Annotated in this window: 21 protein-coding genes; 1 reads left to right on the forward strand and 20 read right to left on the reverse strand. The window is 38.7% G+C overall.

The window, feature by feature from the left end:
• Positions 1 to 163 precede the first annotated feature (163 nt).
• Positions 164 to 700, reverse strand: a complete 537-nt coding sequence (locus tag BMX26_RS03995; protein ID WP_082272473.1) for a hypothetical protein — start codon at positions 698 to 700, stop codon at positions 164 to 166.
• A 212-nt stretch (positions 701 to 912) separates the two neighbouring features.
• Between BMX26_RS03995 and BMX26_RS04000 the strand changes: the two genes are divergently transcribed.
• Positions 913 to 1,653, forward strand: coding sequence for a hypothetical protein (locus BMX26_RS04000; protein WP_075530174.1), 741 nt, complete (start codon positions 913 to 915; stop codon positions 1,651 to 1,653).
• A 175-nt stretch (positions 1,654 to 1,828) separates the two neighbouring features.
• On the opposite strand, the gene flgL is transcribed toward BMX26_RS04000, so the two are convergent.
• The 19 genes from flgL to BMX26_RS04095 all read right to left on the reverse strand — a co-directional run bounded on the left by flgL (position 1,829) and on the right by BMX26_RS04095 (position 18,168).
• Positions 1,829 to 2,755, reverse strand: a complete 927-nt coding sequence (gene flgL, locus BMX26_RS04005; RefSeq protein ID WP_075530175.1) for a flagellar hook-associated protein FlgL — start codon at positions 2,753 to 2,755, stop codon at positions 1,829 to 1,831.
• A gap of 2 nt (positions 2,756 to 2,757) precedes the next feature.
• The gene (gene flgK, locus BMX26_RS04010) at positions 2,758 to 4,329 is read right to left on the reverse strand and encodes a flagellar hook-associated protein FlgK (RefSeq protein WP_075530176.1); all 1,572 of its coding nucleotides are present in this window, start codon (positions 4,327 to 4,329) and stop codon (positions 2,758 to 2,760) included.
• Between the two features lie 12 nt (positions 4,330 to 4,341).
• Positions 4,342 to 4,701, reverse strand: a complete 360-nt coding sequence (locus BMX26_RS04015) for a flagellar motor switch protein (RefSeq protein WP_075530177.1) — start codon at positions 4,699 to 4,701, stop codon at positions 4,342 to 4,344.
• Between the two features lie 2 nt (positions 4,702 to 4,703).
• Positions 4,704 to 4,988, reverse strand: a complete 285-nt coding sequence (flgM, locus tag BMX26_RS04020) for a flagellar biosynthesis anti-sigma factor FlgM (RefSeq protein WP_075530178.1) — start codon at positions 4,986 to 4,988, stop codon at positions 4,704 to 4,706.
• Between the two features lie 125 nt (positions 4,989 to 5,113).
• Positions 5,114 to 6,433 carry a flagellar motor switch phosphatase FliY gene (fliY, locus tag BMX26_RS04025; RefSeq protein WP_075530179.1) on the reverse strand — a complete coding sequence of 440 codons (1,320 nt, stop codon included), beginning with the start codon at positions 6,431 to 6,433 and terminating at the stop codon, positions 5,114 to 5,116.
• Positions 6,430 to 7,440 (reverse strand): flagellar motor switch protein FliM, encoded by a 1,011-nt coding sequence (gene fliM / locus BMX26_RS04030; RefSeq protein ID WP_075530180.1) that lies wholly within the window; start codon positions 7,438 to 7,440, stop codon positions 6,430 to 6,432. The genes fliY and fliM overlap by 4 nt, the downstream gene beginning before the upstream one ends.
• Before the next feature lie 53 nt (positions 7,441 to 7,493).
• Entirely contained in the window at positions 7,494 to 7,919 is a 426-nt protein-coding gene (locus BMX26_RS04035) for a chemotaxis protein CheW (protein WP_075530181.1), read from the reverse strand.
• Between the two features lie 18 nt (positions 7,920 to 7,937).
• Complete coding sequence (locus BMX26_RS04040; protein WP_075530182.1) at positions 7,938 to 8,300, reverse strand: response regulator; 363 nt, start codon at positions 8,298 to 8,300, stop codon at positions 7,938 to 7,940.
• A 15-nt stretch (positions 8,301 to 8,315) separates the two neighbouring features.
• Positions 8,316 to 8,918: a chemotaxis protein CheC gene (locus tag BMX26_RS04045; RefSeq protein ID WP_075530183.1), complete on the reverse strand. Its 603-nt coding sequence runs from the start codon at positions 8,916 to 8,918 to the stop codon at positions 8,316 to 8,318.
• Between the two features lie 9 nt (positions 8,919 to 8,927).
• Positions 8,928 to 10,964 carry a chemotaxis protein CheA gene (locus BMX26_RS04050; protein WP_075530184.1) on the reverse strand — a complete coding sequence of 679 codons (2,037 nt, stop codon included), beginning with the start codon at positions 10,962 to 10,964 and terminating at the stop codon, positions 8,928 to 8,930.
• Between the two features lie 23 nt (positions 10,965 to 10,987).
• The gene (locus BMX26_RS04055; RefSeq protein WP_075530185.1) at positions 10,988 to 11,758 is read right to left on the reverse strand and encodes a CheR family methyltransferase; all 771 of its coding nucleotides are present in this window, start codon (positions 11,756 to 11,758) and stop codon (positions 10,988 to 10,990) included.
• Between the two features lie 5 nt (positions 11,759 to 11,763).
• Complete coding sequence (locus BMX26_RS04060; protein WP_082272476.1) at positions 11,764 to 12,804, reverse strand: protein-glutamate methylesterase/protein-glutamine glutaminase; 1,041 nt, start codon at positions 12,802 to 12,804, stop codon at positions 11,764 to 11,766.
• Between the two features lie 15 nt (positions 12,805 to 12,819).
• Complete coding sequence (locus BMX26_RS04065; protein ID WP_075530186.1) at positions 12,820 to 13,311, reverse strand: chemotaxis protein CheD; 492 nt, start codon at positions 13,309 to 13,311, stop codon at positions 12,820 to 12,822.
• Positions 13,304 to 13,822: a chemotaxis protein CheW gene (locus BMX26_RS04070; protein WP_075530187.1), complete on the reverse strand. Its 519-nt coding sequence runs from the start codon at positions 13,820 to 13,822 to the stop codon at positions 13,304 to 13,306. Before BMX26_RS04070 ends, BMX26_RS04065 begins: the two co-directional genes overlap by 8 nt.
• A gap of 27 nt (positions 13,823 to 13,849) precedes the next feature.
• Positions 13,850 to 15,106 (reverse strand): methyl-accepting chemotaxis protein, encoded by a 1,257-nt coding sequence (locus BMX26_RS04075; protein ID WP_075530188.1) that lies wholly within the window; start codon positions 15,104 to 15,106, stop codon positions 13,850 to 13,852.
• Between the two features lie 144 nt (positions 15,107 to 15,250).
• On the reverse strand, positions 15,251 to 15,961 hold the full coding sequence (locus tag BMX26_RS04080) for a cell division ATP-binding protein FtsE (RefSeq protein ID WP_075530189.1): 711 nt from the start codon (positions 15,959 to 15,961) through the stop codon (positions 15,251 to 15,253).
• Between the two features lie 11 nt (positions 15,962 to 15,972).
• Positions 15,973 to 16,743, reverse strand: a complete 771-nt coding sequence (locus BMX26_RS04085; protein WP_075530190.1) for a flagellar hook-basal body protein — start codon at positions 16,741 to 16,743, stop codon at positions 15,973 to 15,975.
• A 13-nt stretch (positions 16,744 to 16,756) separates the two neighbouring features.
• Positions 16,757 to 17,461, reverse strand: a complete 705-nt coding sequence (locus BMX26_RS04090) for a flagellar hook-basal body protein (RefSeq protein WP_075530191.1) — start codon at positions 17,459 to 17,461, stop codon at positions 16,757 to 16,759.
• Positions 17,458 to 18,168, reverse strand: coding sequence for a sigma-70 family RNA polymerase sigma factor (locus BMX26_RS04095; protein WP_075530192.1), 711 nt, complete (start codon positions 18,166 to 18,168; stop codon positions 17,458 to 17,460). The genes BMX26_RS04090 and BMX26_RS04095 overlap by 4 nt, the downstream gene beginning before the upstream one ends.
• Positions 18,169 to 18,176: the final 8 nt, after the last annotated feature.

Raw genomic sequence — 18,176 nt, forward strand, 5'->3', positions numbered from 1 at the left:
AGAGAACTTGCCTTTGCTTCTGTTGCTGCTGTTAAACGTGAGTATGTGTTCATGGCAGCTACGTTTGTATTAATACGCATAATTGTTTCCTCCTTGCATGGTTAATAATAATCGTTTCTCGATTACACTTTTTATATCGTCGCTTTAAAGAAATGTTTAACCCCTAATTGAAAAAAATTTTAAAAGCTTTTTGACGCACTTTATTGCGAACGCGATAAACACGCGTATGATTGAGATGATATTTACGAACAATGTCCATATCCGTTAAACCTGCTAATTTTAGCGCCAGGTACTTTTTTTCACGTAAATTACACTGTAAAAACAGTTGTTGTAGATTTTCTTTTAAAATAAGCTTTTTTTCTGCATTTAAGTTTTTATCCGGTAAATTCGTTAAAAAATCGCTAGTTTCATCCTTATTTGGGGCGGCAATCTGCTTTTGGTAACGCGCTTTTTGCTTCAGGGCATCGAGCAAGCCCCATTTTATTTTTTGATAGCTATAAGCCAAAATTTTACCATCCCGTAAAATCCCCTTTTTAATGCATTCCAAATAAGCTTTGATAAATAAAATCTGCCCCTTTAAAGCCAGGTCCTCATAATCTTCTTGCTCAGGCCTCACGCCATATTTTTTCATGATGCCATAAACCATCCCCAAATGATTGTCCTTTTTTAAATAACTGACAGCTTCATCCAATTCTTTCACGTCTATATATCCCCCTATGTGAATTTTGATCAGCAGCTGAACAAATTGTATTTTAACCTGCATCGTGCCTTTTTTAACCCTGTAATAGCCCGCTTTTATTTAAAAAAGCATAACAAAAAAGCTGTATTCATTATATTTTGATTAATATAGTCAAAAGACTTGTTCCTTTTGACGTAAGCGATTACACTAGTTTTAAAAAAGGGGGTCCTTTTATGTGTAAAACAGTGGATTTAAGTCAAACAGGCCTAGCGCAGTTATTGAAATTAGCTCTTTATCAACCTGAAGCTGCGATTCATCCGCAAAAAACTAATCTCATTTTAGATGTCCATTTAAAAAATTACCAGCATTTTGGTCCAATTAATGCTTTAATTATCAATGATTACCAAATTATCGCCACACCTAAATATACCAAAAGTCTTATCAATAATTTTATCGCAAAACAAAAGTTGGGGTTCTTATTTGAAAGAACCTGTCTACCCCAAAATAAAAGACGAATTGGCCCCTTGGCCTATGTTTGGGGAGAAATGATTTTAATGCCGCTTAGCGGAACCTCAAGGCATTCCACCAGCTGGGTGATGCTCAATAAAATTCACCAAACCAAAATCACTAATAATTTCGTACTGTTCCAATTTGTTCAAGGAGGACTTTGGTATCAATTAAATGTTTTCAAAGATACCTATCAAGCTAATCAAAAAATATGTCAAAAACTCTATCGCATGCAGCATGAAGCCGTCGGCGAACTGCTAGAAAGTTTTGATTTTCACAAATCTGAACAAATTTACCAGGCAGCTAAAAAAAATTATCAGCCCAGTTCTTTAAAAATGTTACAAACTAACGCTGAACAATTGCTGGTTACGCTAACTTTAAAGGCTGTTTATGGAAAAGACTATCAGCCTTACGTCACTGATACAGTGAATTTTATTGACCGGCATTATAATAAGCTGTATGCATAAAAAAACCGTCATCCAGGGAGAGATGGCGGCAAGTCAGTTAGTTAGTTGTTGATTTTAAAAGGAAATGTTTAACATGATGTAAAGTAAAATCATAACCTCTACAAGTTACATAATCGGTCATTAACCTTAAAAATTAAGAGATAAAATAAAAAAACAGGTGTAAAAACCTGTTTTTTTACATGTAATCCAAGACTGTGGTTTGCATAATCTTGGTTCCCATCGCCAAAGCAGCCTTATAAGATAACATTTGGTTTTGATATTCCATATATTTTTCGGCAACATCGACATCTTGTCTTGTGGATAAGGTATCTTTTAAAGTTGTCTTTTCGGTACTATTCCGATCTTTAGCAGCTTTTAAGCGGTTTTCAATCGCACCGACTTTAGTATCATAATTAACAGCATTGTTCTTTAAAGAATCAATTTGATCTAACTTCTTTGACAAATCTTCTGAAACGGAATCAGCTGAAGTCCCAGCTTGTTCTAAATCATTCATCAATTCGGTGAAGAAAGTACCTAAATTGTTACCGTCACCATCTTTCATAACCCGCATCCCATTGGTTGGCAAGGTTACCGAAACCCCGTTTGAAATTTCGCGGTCAAGTTCAGAAGTATTGCCGTTATATTGCAAACTAACAATATTACCATCATTATCTGTTACTGCTGAAAATGGCTTAGTAGTTGTCGCTGAGCCACCAAAGATATAACGTCCATCAAAACTTGTATTCAAAACATCAATGATCGTCCCGATATTTTGCGAAAGTTGGGTCTTATAAGCATTATATTCATCTTGCGTCAAAGAACCGCTACTATTAGCCGAAACAATGATACTTCGAATACTATTTAAGGTTGTTGAAACAGATTGCAAAGCGCTATCTTGTGTTTGCACCCAACTAGTAGCATCACTGATGGTCGTTGCATAAGATTTATTTTCCGCCAAAGAAACGTTCAAATCCATAATTTTTGAAACTGCTAACGGATTATCAGAAGATTTATTGTATTCTTTCAAAGAAGAAAGCTGGTTCATGGTTTTTTGAACCCGATCAGTCGCTGTTTCCAAGTTATTGATGAAATCAGTACTGGTCATATTAGTTGAAATTCTCATAATTATACCCCCGTCTTATTAACCAGAGTATCAAGCATTTCGCTGATCACACTCAACACACGTGCATTAGCTTGAAAGCCTTGCTGGAACTTAATCACATCAGACATTTCTTCGTTCAAGTTAACCCCTGAAACTGATTGATCTTTTCTTTCCAAATCTTCCAACACCGTCTTTTGGGCTGAAGCCATGTTGTCGGCTTTTTGCTTTGAAATACCGTTTTTAGTAACAATATTGTTGAATGTTTCAGCAAATGTTTGCCCATCTTGATTTTCCGTGAACTTCATGGTTGATGTATCGTAGGTTGATAAATCACTATCACTTACCGGTGTAGCAAATTTAGTCTTCATCGCCCAAGCAACTGCTAGTGCTCTTGATCCATCGCCAGCAGCAATGTCCCCGTTCGAATCAGCTACCCCAGCAACTAACTTGGAAGGATCATCTTGCAAAGTACTATTAACTGCAAAATTAAGTGCATATTGGGAAGAATCCGAGCCTAAAGTAAAGAAAACGCCGCTTTTAGCTGTACCGTCATTTTCGGTTTGGCTGGCACCGTCAGTCATCACAATATTGGTAACCTTAGCCACTTTGGCCACGAAATCATTCAATTCATCCATGTGCTCTTGAATTTCCGTAGTGGAAGCTTGATAGCCGCCCATGTCACCTTCAGAAGTTGTGATTTCTGTATAAGTGTTATTGCCATCAGCATCAGTTGTAGTTAACAGCACTTGTCCCAAATCAGCTGATTGGCCTAAAGATTCAGAAGCTGCTGTTGAATCACCGCCAACAGATACGACTGCATTACCCGAAGCATCTGAACCGGTGACCACACTCAAGGTATTGTGAGTGGTGCCTACATAATTAAGAATAGTTTGATTATCAAGACTAACTGTAGTCCGCCCATAAGAATCAAAAGTTGTTGAAATATTGACCAGACCTGACATACTCTTGAGCAAACTATCACGCTGATCCAGCAAATCATTGGGCGTTTCCCCACTGGCTGATTCAGCAAAAATTTTTTCATTTAAATCACTCAATTGGCTAACATCTTCGTTAAAGTCCAAAACGGATTTTTCCAAACTTGAAACAGCATCTTTTTTAAGCTGAGCAACTGATGTTGCCATCTGATGAACTGTATCCACAAACGAATTGGCATTTTCAACAACCAGCGTTTTAGAAGTACCTAATTCAGGGTTTTCAGCTAACTTTTGCCATGAATCCATCAAGGTGTTTAACGAAGTAACAACACCATCATCTGAAGGTTCATTTAAAATGTCTTCCAATTGGCCTAAAGTATCAGATTTTTGCGTATTATACTGATATTTTGAATTAGCAGCTCGAATCTGTGAACGAACAAAATCATCAACATCACGTGTAATTTCTGTAACATTAACACCTGTCCCGATAGAACCTGTACCGGCTACCACGTATGGTGGTTTAGTCGTCATATGAACACGTTGCCGTGAATAACCATCGGTGTTTGTATTGGCAATGTTGTGGGCACTGGTTTGCAATGCAACCTGGTTCGCTGATAACCCACTTGTAGCGGTACCTAAAGCACCAAATAAACCTGACATAACTTAACCTCCCTACGCTTTTTGATCAAACAATGAAATTGCACTCTCATGAGGCTGTTGCTGGTACTTGGAATAAGTGCCCGCAGGCTGTTTTAAATTTCTTTGGATAGAATCCATTAAATTCTTTTGAAAAGCAATGGCCTGCTCTGTCAGCATCATGTTTAAACTTTGCAAATTTTGAATCTCATCGATTAGTTTTCTAGTCTTATCTGAAATAGGACCTTCATAGTCATTAAAAATCGGAATATATTCTTCCTTTTCGGCAGCAATCGCGGTCACTTTTTCACCATCATCTTTAATTAAATAACGTTTTTCACGTTTCAAAATTGCCTTGAATTTCACTAAGTAGCGTTGAAATTCTGCTTCTTTCATAGCTATGCCCTCTCTTCATCAACGGCAGCCAACATCCGATCAGCAATATTTTGTGCCGAAACCGTATAGGTCCCATTATTAATAGCTGCTTTCAGACGTGCCACCTTGGCTGAATCGATGCCCGAATCGGAAGACTGGACTTTTGCACCTGCCAGAAGCTGTTGGGCTGTATCAGAAATATTTACCCGATCACCAGCAGATTGGGTCTTAGCTTGCTTAACTGAGGGTTTAACCCCATTTAAAGCTGTCAGACTTGAATAATCTACATAACTTCTTTGGATTTTCATGAAAGTTCGCCTCCTTAATAAGTTATCTCTACTACACTATATCGTCTATTAAAAAAAAAGTTAAACCCTTAAAGTTTAACTTTTTTTGAAAATATGAAAAAAATTTGAAAGTTACCTTGACTTAATTATTTCATATTATTAATTCTTTGACTTTGTGACAAGATACTAGTGATTCGAACACCGAAATTATCATTAATAACAACAACTTCGCCACGCGCAATCAATTTACCGTTCAACAAAATATCCAACGGCTCATCGGTTAACTTATCTAATTCGATAACCGAGCCGGTATTAAAGGTCAAAATTTCACGCACCGACTTCTTGCTCGTTCCCAAAACAACACTCAAGTTCAAAGGAATATCCATCAGCAAGTCAAGATTATCCCCTTCAGCTTGGGAAGTACTGTCCAAGGTTTGGAAAGTAGGACGACTAACTTCAACCGGCTGCGGTGCCGGTTGTGGTGTTGGCTGCGGCTGTGGTGCCGGCTGCGGCTGTGGTGCCGGCTGCGGCTGTGGTGCCGGCTGCGGCTGTGGTGCCGGCTGCGGCTGTGGTGCCGGCTGCGGCTGTGGTGCCGGTTGCGGCTGTGGTGCTGGTTGCGGCTGCGGTGCCGGTTGCGGTGCCGCTTGTGCCTTATTGTCAGCCGGTAATTCACGGTCACTAACCACCGTAGCCTTATCAGCCATCATTGCCGCTGCAATATCGTTAACCATTTCCCTGGTGAAGATTTGCATAATTTCACTTTCAATTAAGCCTTCCACATCAAGTTCAAAAGAAATTCGATATACCACACTATCAAGGTCAATACTATCATAAGAAATATTATCAGGTTCACCCCATAATTTAACCTTTGGCGGCAAAATATCAACCTTTTTATTAATCATGGTAGCCATGGAAGTCGAAGCTGATCCTATCATTTGGTTCATCGCTTCTGCCACCGCAGACAATTCTAAATCGCCAAATTCGCCATCATCCTTGGCGTTACCAGGGCCGCCCATCATCAAATCGGCAATAATTGAAGCATCGCGCACTTGTAAAAGCATCAAGTTAGTGCCGATAACACCTTCTTTATATTCAACGGTCGTTGCAACTTTAGGTGTTTTAATACCTTCAACCAAAGATCTGAATTTAATCTTGGTAACCCTTGGAGTAGTAATTGATACTCGATGGTTTAAAATTGAAGATAATGTCGTTGCTGCTTGTGACATTGAAATATTACCAACTTCACCAATCAAGTCCATGCGGGCTTGTTCATCCATGCCGGCAATAATTTCATCGTCTGCTTCCAACGAAGCGTTTTCGACAGCTTCGTCTTCTTCTTTATTTTCTTCTGCTTCAGCACTAGCTTCTTCGGCTTGAGCACTAGCGCTGTCTTTTTCACTATCATCCGAAACAGTGCCGCCATTCATCAAGGCATCAATTTCTTCTTGTGATAAACCGTCACTCATTGATCTTCTTCTCCTTCCATCTTATCCAATAATTCGATTGCCAACTGGCCATCCTTTTGTCCTGGCTTTACAGTGTAATATGGCTCGTCTTCAATATACGTTTCAAGCGGTTCCGTGGTCTTCTTGTCCAACCGGACAACATCGCCGACTTCCAGATTCAAGAAGTCAGCCACGCTCATTTGAACATCGCCCAGTTTTGTGGTAATTTCCATTTCAACATTGTTCAAACCACGTCTAATATCACGCAAGTCATCTTCATTGTCGTCATTGCTGGAATCGAACCAATTACGGATACTCAATTTATCCAAAATACCTTCAAGGAAGACATATGGAATACAAAGATTGATGAAAGTACTTAATCCAAATACCTTAACTGTAAAGGTTACTAATATAACAGCTTCGTTAGGTGACATTGCTTGCGAAAGCTGCGGATTAGTATCAATTAAATCAAATTTAGAGTCTAAAACAACAATGTCTTTCCAAACAGTTTGATAAACATTAACCATTTCCTTGATGATTTCTTGCATTAAAGCCAAATCAATGTCAGAAAATTCTTCTTTAGTCTTTATCTCTTCATCTGGGTGCTGACTTCTAACTTCTAAACCCCCGCACAATAATTCCACCATCAAGTTGCACAATTGCGGATTAATTTCCAGCATTTGCGTTCCCTTCAACGGTTCAGAATGGAACATTCCCAAAATCGTCACCCTCGGAATCGAGTGCATAAACTCATCATAACTAACCTGTTCAATCGCAGCCAAGTCAACGGAAACATTCGTCCGAAGCTGTGTTGACAATACATTACCAGCCATCTTGGAAAAGTCCTCGAAGATCATGTGCAAGGTATTGATGTAGTCTTTCGAAAGACGAGTAGGACGTCTAAAGTCATAATTTCTGACCTTTGGCGCATTATCTTGTTCTTGTTCAATTGTATCTTCGCTAATCTCGCCCGTATTCATCGCATTGAGAAGAGCATCGATTTCTTCTTGCGTCAGTACCTGATCCACACGTATCCTTCCTTTTCCGCTATAATTTCCTAATCAACTAACTACTAACTTTTTTATGCCTTAGCGGTTGTATCTTCAAAAATCATCTTGGTAACATCAACCACATTAGCTACCTTATCGCCTAAGGAAACTACCCCAATATAAGCTGTGTCCCCAGCCTTTTCCGGCGGGAGTTCGATATCATCAGGATTAATATCAACAACTTCACTAACTTCTTCAATTAAAAGTCCCTTACGATCCTCTTCGTTATTTTCATTCTTCATAATCAAAATGTTTAAACATTTCTCAGGTGAAGGGATGCCAATCAGTTCTGACAAATCAACGACTGTCATCACATTCCCACGCAAATTAATCAAACCTTTAATCCAATTTGGAGCAAGGGGAACGTAAGTGATTGGTACAGTGTCGATGATTTCTTCGACGGACTTAGCTGAAATTAAATAATTTTCCTCGTCCATTTTGAACATAATCATCTGCATATTATCATCTCCAAATCATTAAGAAAGCGCTTTGTCTAAAGATTGAATAACACGTTCTGTATCAAATGGTTTAACAATAAAGTCTACGGCACCAGACTTGATTGCATCCATAACCATGCCTTGTTGCCCCATGGCACTGCACATAACAACTTTAGCATTAGGATCAGCTTGCTTAATCATCTTAAGCGCATCAAGGCCGTCAACTTCCGGCATAGTAATATCCATCGTTACTAAATCTGGTTTTTCTGCTTGGTATTTATCAAATGCTTCTTGACCATTTTGGGCTTCGCCAGCTACTTCATAGCCGTTCTTTTCCAAAATATCCTTTAACTTCATTCGCATAAAGACCGCATCGTCAACAATTAAAATTCTTTTAGCCACTGTTATTATCTCCTCTCAAATTCCTAATGACTTAAACATCTTATCTAGCATCCCGACTTCTGGAATCAAAAACAAGGATGCATCCAACTTGTCGTCCATGTACAGGAACTCATTTCTAATGACCATAACTTGTTCATCATATTGGTCAAATGCCATATATGCACTAGAAATCACAGCCCCAAAATAATCATATGAAACATCGGGAAGTGACGCTACCAGCTGAATGTTCAGCATCGATCCAATTGCTCTTAAAAATGAATTAGCTACAATGTTGGTTAATTCACTTACAGCAGAGGCTTTAACCTCCCGCTCAACGCCAGTAACATCATCCATTCCCATCATTAATCCGGCAAGCTTATCAGCTGCGTCATCTGACAGAACAAACAGCAGCGCGCCTTCAAAATCACCAACAATTCGACTTAAAATGGCATGAACTTCCACATCGTCTGAGATAATTCTATCATAAAGTTCGGAATATGATAATATCTCAACACTTGGAACTTTCATATCGATTTTACTATTGACCATCTGTGAAATACTAGTAGCAGCATTGCCACCGCCAATATTCATAACTTCTTTTAAGCCATCAAGCTCCAAATCAGTATATTTTTGCTTCATCAAATACCCCTATCGCCCGTTGCATACAGCGTTAACATCCAAAATCAATGCAATGGAACCATTACCTAAGATGGTTGCTCCTTGATACTTCTTAATCTTTTGCAGCATTGGATCAATCTTCTTGATAACAATTTCTTGCTGTCCAATCATTTGATCTACCAAAATACCAAAGTATTGCTTACCACTCTTAACAATAATCGCATATTTCTTATCTGAATCAGAAGGTGGCATTTGCAGCAATTCATCAGTTCTGATGATTGGAATCAATCCTTCTTGGAACTTGCATACTTCGCGGTTAGACGTCTTCATGATATCTTTTTCGTGAATCATAACTACCCGTTCAACTACATCCAAAGGAACAGCAAAGCTTTCGTTGCCAATCTTAACCATCAAAGCCTGAATAATGGAAAGGGTCAATGGTAAGGTAATAACAGTTGTTGTTCCAACGTCTACTTTACTTTCAACATCAATTGATCCGCCTAATTCTGTAATCTTAGATTGAACCGCATCAAGTCCAACCCCACGACCGGAAATACTTGTAATCTTCTTAGCCGTTGAAAAGCCAGGGTGGAAGACCAACATTTGGATTTCACGATCAGTTAATCCTGTCGTATCAATGCCCTTTCTTTCAGCACTGGCTTTAATGATTTCAGGGTTTAAACCTTTACCATCATCTGACAGAGTAATCAAGACCTTGTTACCTTCTTGATAAGCTGACAAAGTAATCGTACCTTCTTCAGGCTTACCAAGTTTTTTTCTCGTTTCAGGATCTTCGATACCGTGATCGGCTGAATTTCTAAGCAAGTGAATCATTGGTTCTGATAATTCAGACACAACGGTCTTATCTAATTCCGTTTCTTCACCAATAATTTCCAGGTGCATTTCTTTGTGAAGCTGGTTAGCCAAGTCACGAATCATCCGTGGGAAACGGGAGAAGACGACACTAACCGGCTGCATTCTGATTTTCAAAACTAAATCTTGCAATTCAGATGTCAAACGTGAAACTTGTTCCAGCGAATCATTTATTTCGCCAATACTTTCACGGTTAGTTGCATCTTCCAATTGATTGCGGTAAACAACTAATTCAGATACTAAGTTCAAGAAACGATCCAAACGGTTCAAATCAACACGAATGGCTTGATTTTTAACCTTATGTGCGGGAGCTTTAGCTGGCTTCTTAGCAGCCGGCTTGGCTTCTTTCTTTGGTTCGGCTTGTTTAGGAGCTTCTTTAGTTTCCTCTTTAGGAGCTTCCTCTTTATCTTCTTCAGGTGCTTTAAATTCTTCTACCAAATAACTGTCAATTTCAGTATTTGATTCAATATTTTGTTTAACTTCATCTAAACTATCTTTAGTGATATAAATCATTCGATAATCAGTATCAAAATCACCATCTTCAAGCAAATCAGCTGATGGTTCTGTCCGGATAATTTCCCCGTCTTTTTCCAAGTGTTCATTAATCAAGAAAACACGTGGCCCTTTTAAAAGGGTTTCCTTATCCAATCGAATGGCAATCGTGTAAGCATTCATGCCTTCAACTCTAGCTTCACCGACAACATCAATATCAGCATCATCAAAATGTTCAAATTTTGTTGTCAAAGCACCATCATCATGTTTTTCTTCGGCCGGCTTAGGTTCTCCACCAGCTTCGCCTTGCTCAGCAGATGATTCAACACGGTCAAGTTCATTCCATAAATCAGTAATCTGATCTTCAGAAAGTTCCTTATCATCGCGCAAGTCATCAACCAATTCTTGTAATTTATCCAAGCATTTAAATACAAGGGAGATATGATCACTGTTAACCTTAAGTTTGCCGGTTTTAAATAAATCAAGCATATCTTCCATCTTGTGGGTCAGCTTGGTCATAACATCATAACCCATGGTTGCCGACATTCCTTTTAAAGTATGGGCAACACGGAAAATACTGTTAATCAAGTCAATATTGTCTGGTTCTTGTTCAAGTTCCAAAATATTGTCGTTTAATGTTTGTAAATTGTCATCACTTTCCTCGAAAAAGAGGTCGCGGTAAACACTGTTATCATCAGCCATGAATAATTCCTCCTTCTGCGAGCCTATCCCTTTTGGTAAATAAATGATTCAACTTTATGCAACCCAAACTGTTCAGGGTTGTTAATTGTCTCAGTCGCACCTGTAAAGAAAATTCCGCCCGGATTTAATGCTTCAGCAAAGTTTTTGTAAACTTCATCACGTGCATCGGGTTTGAAATAGATTGTCACATTGCGACAAACAATTACATCACAACGGCTCTCATAGCGGTCTTTTAATAAATCATGCCGCTTAAAGGTAATCTTTTGCTTCAAACTAGGTTTAACGACATATGAGCCATCTGTCTGTTTCGTAAAGTATTTCAATAAATCTTCTTTGGAAACATTTTTTAATTCAGATGGAGCATATTGTCCTTTTTTAGCCTTATCTAAGATAACTTTATCAATATCAGTAGCCACAATCGAGCCATTGATATTTTCCTTATCAAGAATCATTGCCAAAGTATAAGGCTCTGCACCTGTGGAACAAGCTGCACTCCAAATTTTAGGTCTGGTTGTGTTTTTCGCCACAACATCTTTTAAAACTTTTTCGAATTCATTAAAAATATCTTTGTTGCGGTAAAATTCAGTTACGTTAATCGTCAAATGTTCAATGAAAGCTTCTCTTGCCTTATCATCGGTTGACAAAATCTTAGCGTATTCTTCCAGAGTCTGTGCTCCGGTTGTCTTCATGATATTGCCAATCCGTCTTTGCATTTGACGTTCTTTATATGCTTCTAAACGAATGCCCAAATTATCTTGGACCCATTTATTGAAAAAATCAAAATTCAATGCCATTTTTATCACCTAACAATCCGATTGACTTTCGTTGCCAGCTCATCTAAACTCATAACTTCATTAACAACATCTTTTTCAATAGCTGCTCTTGGCATCCCAAACACAACACATGTTTCTTTATTTTGAGCAAAGTTATAACCGCCATTTTTAGCGATATCAACCATGCCATCAGCCCCATCATGACCCATACCGGTTAAGATAAAGGCCACTAAATGATTGCGATATACCGAAGCGGCGCTCTTGAACAGATAATCAACAGCTGGACGAGTCCCATGCAATTTAGGCTTTTGATTCAAGGAAATCTTGTGACCATCAATTGTCATGTGAAAATCACCCGGAGCTAGATAAACGGTATTTTTTTCAATTAACATGCCGTCTTCTGCTTCAACCACCTTAGGGCCGCATTCCGCATCCATCCGTTCAGCGAAGGACTTGGTAAAGCCCTTAGGCATATGTTGCACAATAAAAATTGGAACCTTGCTTCTTTGTGGCAAGCTGCGAATAACTGTCAATAAAGCTTTTGGTCCACCCGTTGATGAACCAATCACAACAGCTTGAACATTGCGGTTTAATTCAAGCTCTGATTTTTTGTCAGTATTGGCAATTTCTTTCTTCAATTTGCGATCCGCTTCAAAGGAAGGATGCAAACGAGCATTTTTCGTATCTTGCGAGGCCTTGATTTTAACTTCCAAATCGTTAATCCAATCTGCTTCAATGGCAGTCAGATTAACCGGCTTCGTAACAAAATCAGTCGCCCCAAGTTCCAAAGCTTCAATGGTTACACTTTGATTGCTCAAAGCGCTGAGCATAATAACTGGCGTTTTATATTTACGTTTAATTTCTTTGAGGGCGTCGATACCATTCATGATTGGCATTTCAATGTCCATCAGAACTAAATCAATATCCTTATGGTCTGCTAAATAATCTACTGCAGCCTTGCCATTTCTGGCGATATCAACTGGCTCAACGCCATTCATCTTTTTTAAAAGGTCAGTAATTACTTTCCGCATAAATGCCGAATCATCGACGATTAATACTTTTATCACTTGGTATCTTCCCTTCTAAATATAAATAACATCTTGATGCACAATTCTCACCATGCAGGTAAAGTCATTGAGATCAACAATCATGGTCCTCCCTGAATTTCCTCCCGTATGTGAAGCCACCACGGGAATCCTTAATTCTTTCAGCACTTCCATTACCGCAGCGGCATTTCTTTGGCCAATATTGCCGGTATTGCTAGCGGTTGACTTAAAGGAAAACATATTAGCTCCGCCAACAACCTTAGCCTTAAAACGTCCGTTGGGCACCTTTTTCTTTAATTCCTTGTACATCAGGGGAATTGCCGTATCTGCAAATTTAGCCTTATTAATGTCTGATTTGCCTGCAAAAGGTTTGCTATCCGGCAACATAATGTGACTTAACCCGCCAATTTTTGTCCGTTCATCATAGATTATCGTTCCGATACAAGACCCCAATCCCACCGTCATAATACGATTTGGTGCTTGTCCGATTTTATAATCTGCAATTCCCACCTTGATATCGCTATTCATTGGTCTCCTTGTCTGCATCTGAATTATCAGTGCTAATTGAACTGAGAGCCTTATCAGCTTCCATATCATCCAAAGAACTCATTAAGCCGCTGGATTCATCGTTGTTGAATAAATAATCAAGTTCCAGCGAAATAACAACATCCTTGTCCATCTTCAAGAATTGACCGATATAGCCTCGCTTTAATTTAGCCTTTTCAAGGTCTTTTTGATTATCAGTTGTTTCAAGGTAAACAATCCCGATGATTTTTTCAACATAGATGCCTAATGATTGATCGCGCCAATTGCACAAGATAACTTTGGCATCATGTGTCTGTTCTGTGAATTCATTAAATAATTTGCGTCCCAAGTCAATAATTGGAAGCATTTGTTCTTCATATTCGTAAACCCCCAAAACATAATCAGCTACTTCAGGGAGGGGAATAAATTTGTCTGTTTCAACAACCCGTCGAACAATAGTTACAGGCAAACCGAACAATTGATTGTGACTTTCAAATACTACATATTGTTCCATTATCGCCAATTCCTTTCTTCAACTAAATTATAATTTAAAAGCACTTTGCTGGATTTTCTTCAAATCAACATTTTCCTGCAAAGAATCAACGACTTTTTCAAATTCATTAATCAAATCGCGCACGTCTTCAAAGCTAGCAGCTACTTGTTGAGCACCGGCTGATGTTTGATCAATTTCATCTGCAATACTGGTATAAGCATCTGTTACACGGTCTTTAACGTCAACCACACCTTGAACAATTGCCTGCATATCCTTGATACTTGTTGAGAAGTCATCCACCACTTGTGATACTTCATTAGAAGCTGAAATAGCCTGCTTTAAATCCTTGTCCTGCTTTTCACCATTGCTGTATGATTCATTCAATTCACTGGTGATGCGTTCCGAAGTCCGTCTGATTTGTTCAACAATTTCGCGGATACTCTTTGTTGATGAACCTGACTGTTCAGCCAAGGAACGAACTTCTTCGGCCACAATTGCAAAACCACGACCAGCTTCACCAGCACGTGCAGCTTCAATAGAAGCATTCAAAGCCAGTAAGTTGGTTTGTTCCGAAATATCATTAATCAAAGAAACGATATTGCCAATACTTTGAATATCTTTGTTCATTTGATCAACTTCTTGAACCAAACGTTCTTGCTGCTTACGTTCTTCACTCCAAGAACTAGCAACGGCACTCATAATTTCTTTGTTGCGTTGATTCGTTTCTTGCGACTTATCGGCTGAAGTGCTTAAGCGATTGATAACATTGTTGATATCATCAATATCATTGGCCAAAGAATTCATATCTTCTGTAGCCACTTGTGCATGTTGTGCCATTGATTGAGCATTGTCAGATAAAGAATCCATTGTGCTGCCGACATTATCAGTTGATGACTTAGCACGACTGACAGCATTTGATAAAGCTGAGATTGTCTTTTCAGATTCCTTATTATCTTCAGTCCATTGATAAGTGAAGCCTTTAAAGGTATTACCCACGGCATGAATTGAAGAAGCAATCCGGCCAAGATCAGTGGTATCATCTTCAGCTTCTTTTAATTCATCGACCTTGCGCAAGTCGCCTGAAGCAATTTGTTGCAAGTGATCTTCTAAAAAGCCTAAGCTGCTTAAGCCTGCTTGTTCAACAATCCGGTTGCCAAACAACAAATATAAAGCTTGCAAAACAATAAAGATAACTGCACAAACCCAATAAACAGTCTTATTAGCTGGTGCAACCAAGAAGTAAGCTGCCACCACGATGACTAATGTAATAAAAGATAGAACTAATTTTCTTAAAACATTTTTCATAACGAAACGACGTCCTTTCAACTTTACTATTACCCTTAATCTTCATTTGAATTTGCTTAAAAAATTGCCCTCCTTTTTTTAATTTCCAACTGAAGATCCTATACTAATAATATCGTATATTTTTGTTAATTTTTTGCGAATAATCTACCATATATATATGTCCTTTGGGTCAGATTTTAATGAATATCCGCCAAAAGGATCATCACGCACTAATTTTCCATATGAAAGTTCCAATGTTCGGTGCCTGAAGGTGTTAACCATCGTTGAATCATGGCTGGCACAAATTACGGTAAAATGCTGCTGATTAATCTTGGTGAATACACGCATAATGTCCAGCGCTGATTTATCATCCAAATTAGCTGTTGCTTCATCCGCTACCAAGACCGGCGGCTGGTTCACAATCGCCCGCGCAATCGCAATTTTTTTTTGCTGTCCAATCGATAGTGCTTCAATCTGCCGGTCAAAAAAAGCTTCCATTCCCACGGTCTTTAAGGCTTTTAAAGCCAGTTCCCGATGCCTTGCAGGATCAACTTCACAAGCATCCAAAGCGTAAGCAATATTTTCAAAAACAGACCTCCTTGGTAAAAAGAGGTCTTTTTGTCTAATAACGCCTACTTGCCGTCGCAATTTATAAACTTGTTTGGCTTTTAGCTTATTAGGTGCAACGTTACCCATCAATATTTCACCTGAAGTGGGCATTTCTTCACGGTTGAACATCTTGAGCAGCGTTGATTTGCCAGCACCGCTTTTGCCTACAACATACACAAATTCCCCCTGATCAATTTTAAATGAAACATCTAACAGACCATAGTTGCCATTGTCGTAACGCTTGCTGACGTTTGTAAATTTAATCAAAGGGCATCACCTTATTCTGTAAACTTGTTGATGGTTTCCATCATTTCATCAGTCGTTTGTAAAGCTCTAGCATTGAGCTGATAAGCTCTTTGCGTAATAATTAGATTCGACATAGAATCGGCCATATCAACGTTTGAATTTTCCAACATTCCCTGATGAATAATCCCAAAACCATTATTGGTATTAGCTGAAGAAATAAGATTACCAGTGCATTGGTACAAGTTATTTCCGACTGCATTCATATCAATTGAATTTTCAGGACGATACATCAAAATCCGTCCAACCCGTGTATTGCCAATGGACACATATCCCTGCTGTGAAATGCTGACTGCGCCGGTTGTCGGCCATTGACTTGCAGGAAGTTGGGATTGAACATCAACTTGATAACCATTTTGATTAACCAAATTTCCCTGCGAATCACGGTAAAAAGAGCCGTCACGCGTTAAATAGAGGTTATTGTTGGCATCCCTTACCCCAAAATAGCCATCACCTTCAATAGCCACATTGTAGACACCTGATGCTTCTTGTAAAGCGCCTTGAGCTTCATTTTCATTGACTTGCTGAATGTTAACCCCAGTATTCATGGCTAAAGGCTGGGCATTGTCAGATAAGCCGACTTCATTTTCGTAAGTGCCATTGTTCAGCAATTCTTGAAAAGCCACCCGCTTGTCTTTAAAACCTTTAGTATCAACATTAGCGATATTATTTGAAATGACATCCAAATAATTTTGATAACCGGTTAATCCGGACTTGCTAATTGATAATAATTGTCCCATATTCATCGCTAATTACCCCCTAAATGCTGCCCAAACCATTAACAGCCTTCTCTAAGGTGCTATTCATGGTACTCAAAGCCTTTTGGCTAGCTTCAAATTCACGCGAAGTTTTAATCAAATCAACCATATTTTCAGCTACATCGGTGTTTGATCCTTCAAGCATGCCTTGAATGACATTGCCTCGAATCTGGGTTCCGGCAGCATTGGTGGTATAGATGGTATTACCTTGATTTTCTAATTCAACGTTGTCGTTAAAAGTCACAACCATCAGTTGCGGATTTTGCGTATTGGCTGCGACCGCTTGGCCATTAGCTCCTAAAACGGTGTAGCCTTCTTGTGTTACCAATTGTCCTTGTTCATTAGCCGTAAAATTACCATTGCGGGTATAGCCAATTTGGCCATTATTCATCCGCACCGTAAAATAACCGGCACCATTGATGGCAAAATCATTTGGCAAATCAGTCTGCCTTAAAGCACCTGATGATGTATTCAAGTATGAACCATCAATTTGGTTGCCAAAAGTAAAATCACCAACATCAACCCATTGGTTATTTTTTACTCCACCCATATAGTTATGTAACGCTACATTTTCTAAGGTTGATTGGAAGAGTTTCTTTTCCCGATAACCATTGGTATTAACGTTAGCGACATTTCCTGCTGTCGCTTCTTGTCTTTTTTGTAAAACTTCAAAATTACTTTTCAAAGTATCAATTGCTCGAATCATTTAGCACTCTCCTCCTCAATATAACTGCGCAATTTAGCAATCGCGCGTCCCTGCAATTGCGACACACGTGCAATCGATATATCTAATATCGCCGCAATTTCTTTTAACGTAGCATTTTCTTCGTAATATAAACTTAAAATCAACTGTTCTCTGTCAGTTAACTTTTGAATAGCCTGAATCAGCTCTGCTTTACGCTCTTGTTTTAAAAGCTCATCTTCGCCGTTTGGTGTTTGATTATCTTGAATAACATCTTTGAGAGAAACATTTTCATCTTCAGCAAAAATGGTTTTTTCTAAAGAAACTGACGAAAGATACTGAATATTATCATAGATATCATTCAACTGCTCTTGGGTAAGCCCCATTTCTTTAGCAATTTCTTTATCAGTAGCCTCTCTTTTCAATTTTTGATTCAGCTCTTGTTTGACCTTGTAAAAATTATTGACATTTTCCATGCGGTAGCGTGATATCTTGGCATGACGTCTCACTTCATCAATTATTGCCCCTTTAATGCGAATCGTCGCATAACCTTCAAAAGGAACTTTTTTACTGGCATCAAACTTTTGCATCGCATCAATCAAACCGATTACCCCAATATTGTAGAAATCATCATATTCATATTCCGTATTTTTAATGGAAATTCGATTGGCTACCCGTTCAACTAACGGCAAATACTTCATTATCTCTTGTTCACGATCAACTTCATACATGCAATAGC

It is taken from the genome of Ligilactobacillus sp. WC1T17 (assembly GCA_900110005.1).
Classification (GTDB): domain Bacteria; phylum Bacillota; class Bacilli; order Lactobacillales; family Lactobacillaceae; genus Ligilactobacillus; species Ligilactobacillus ruminis_A.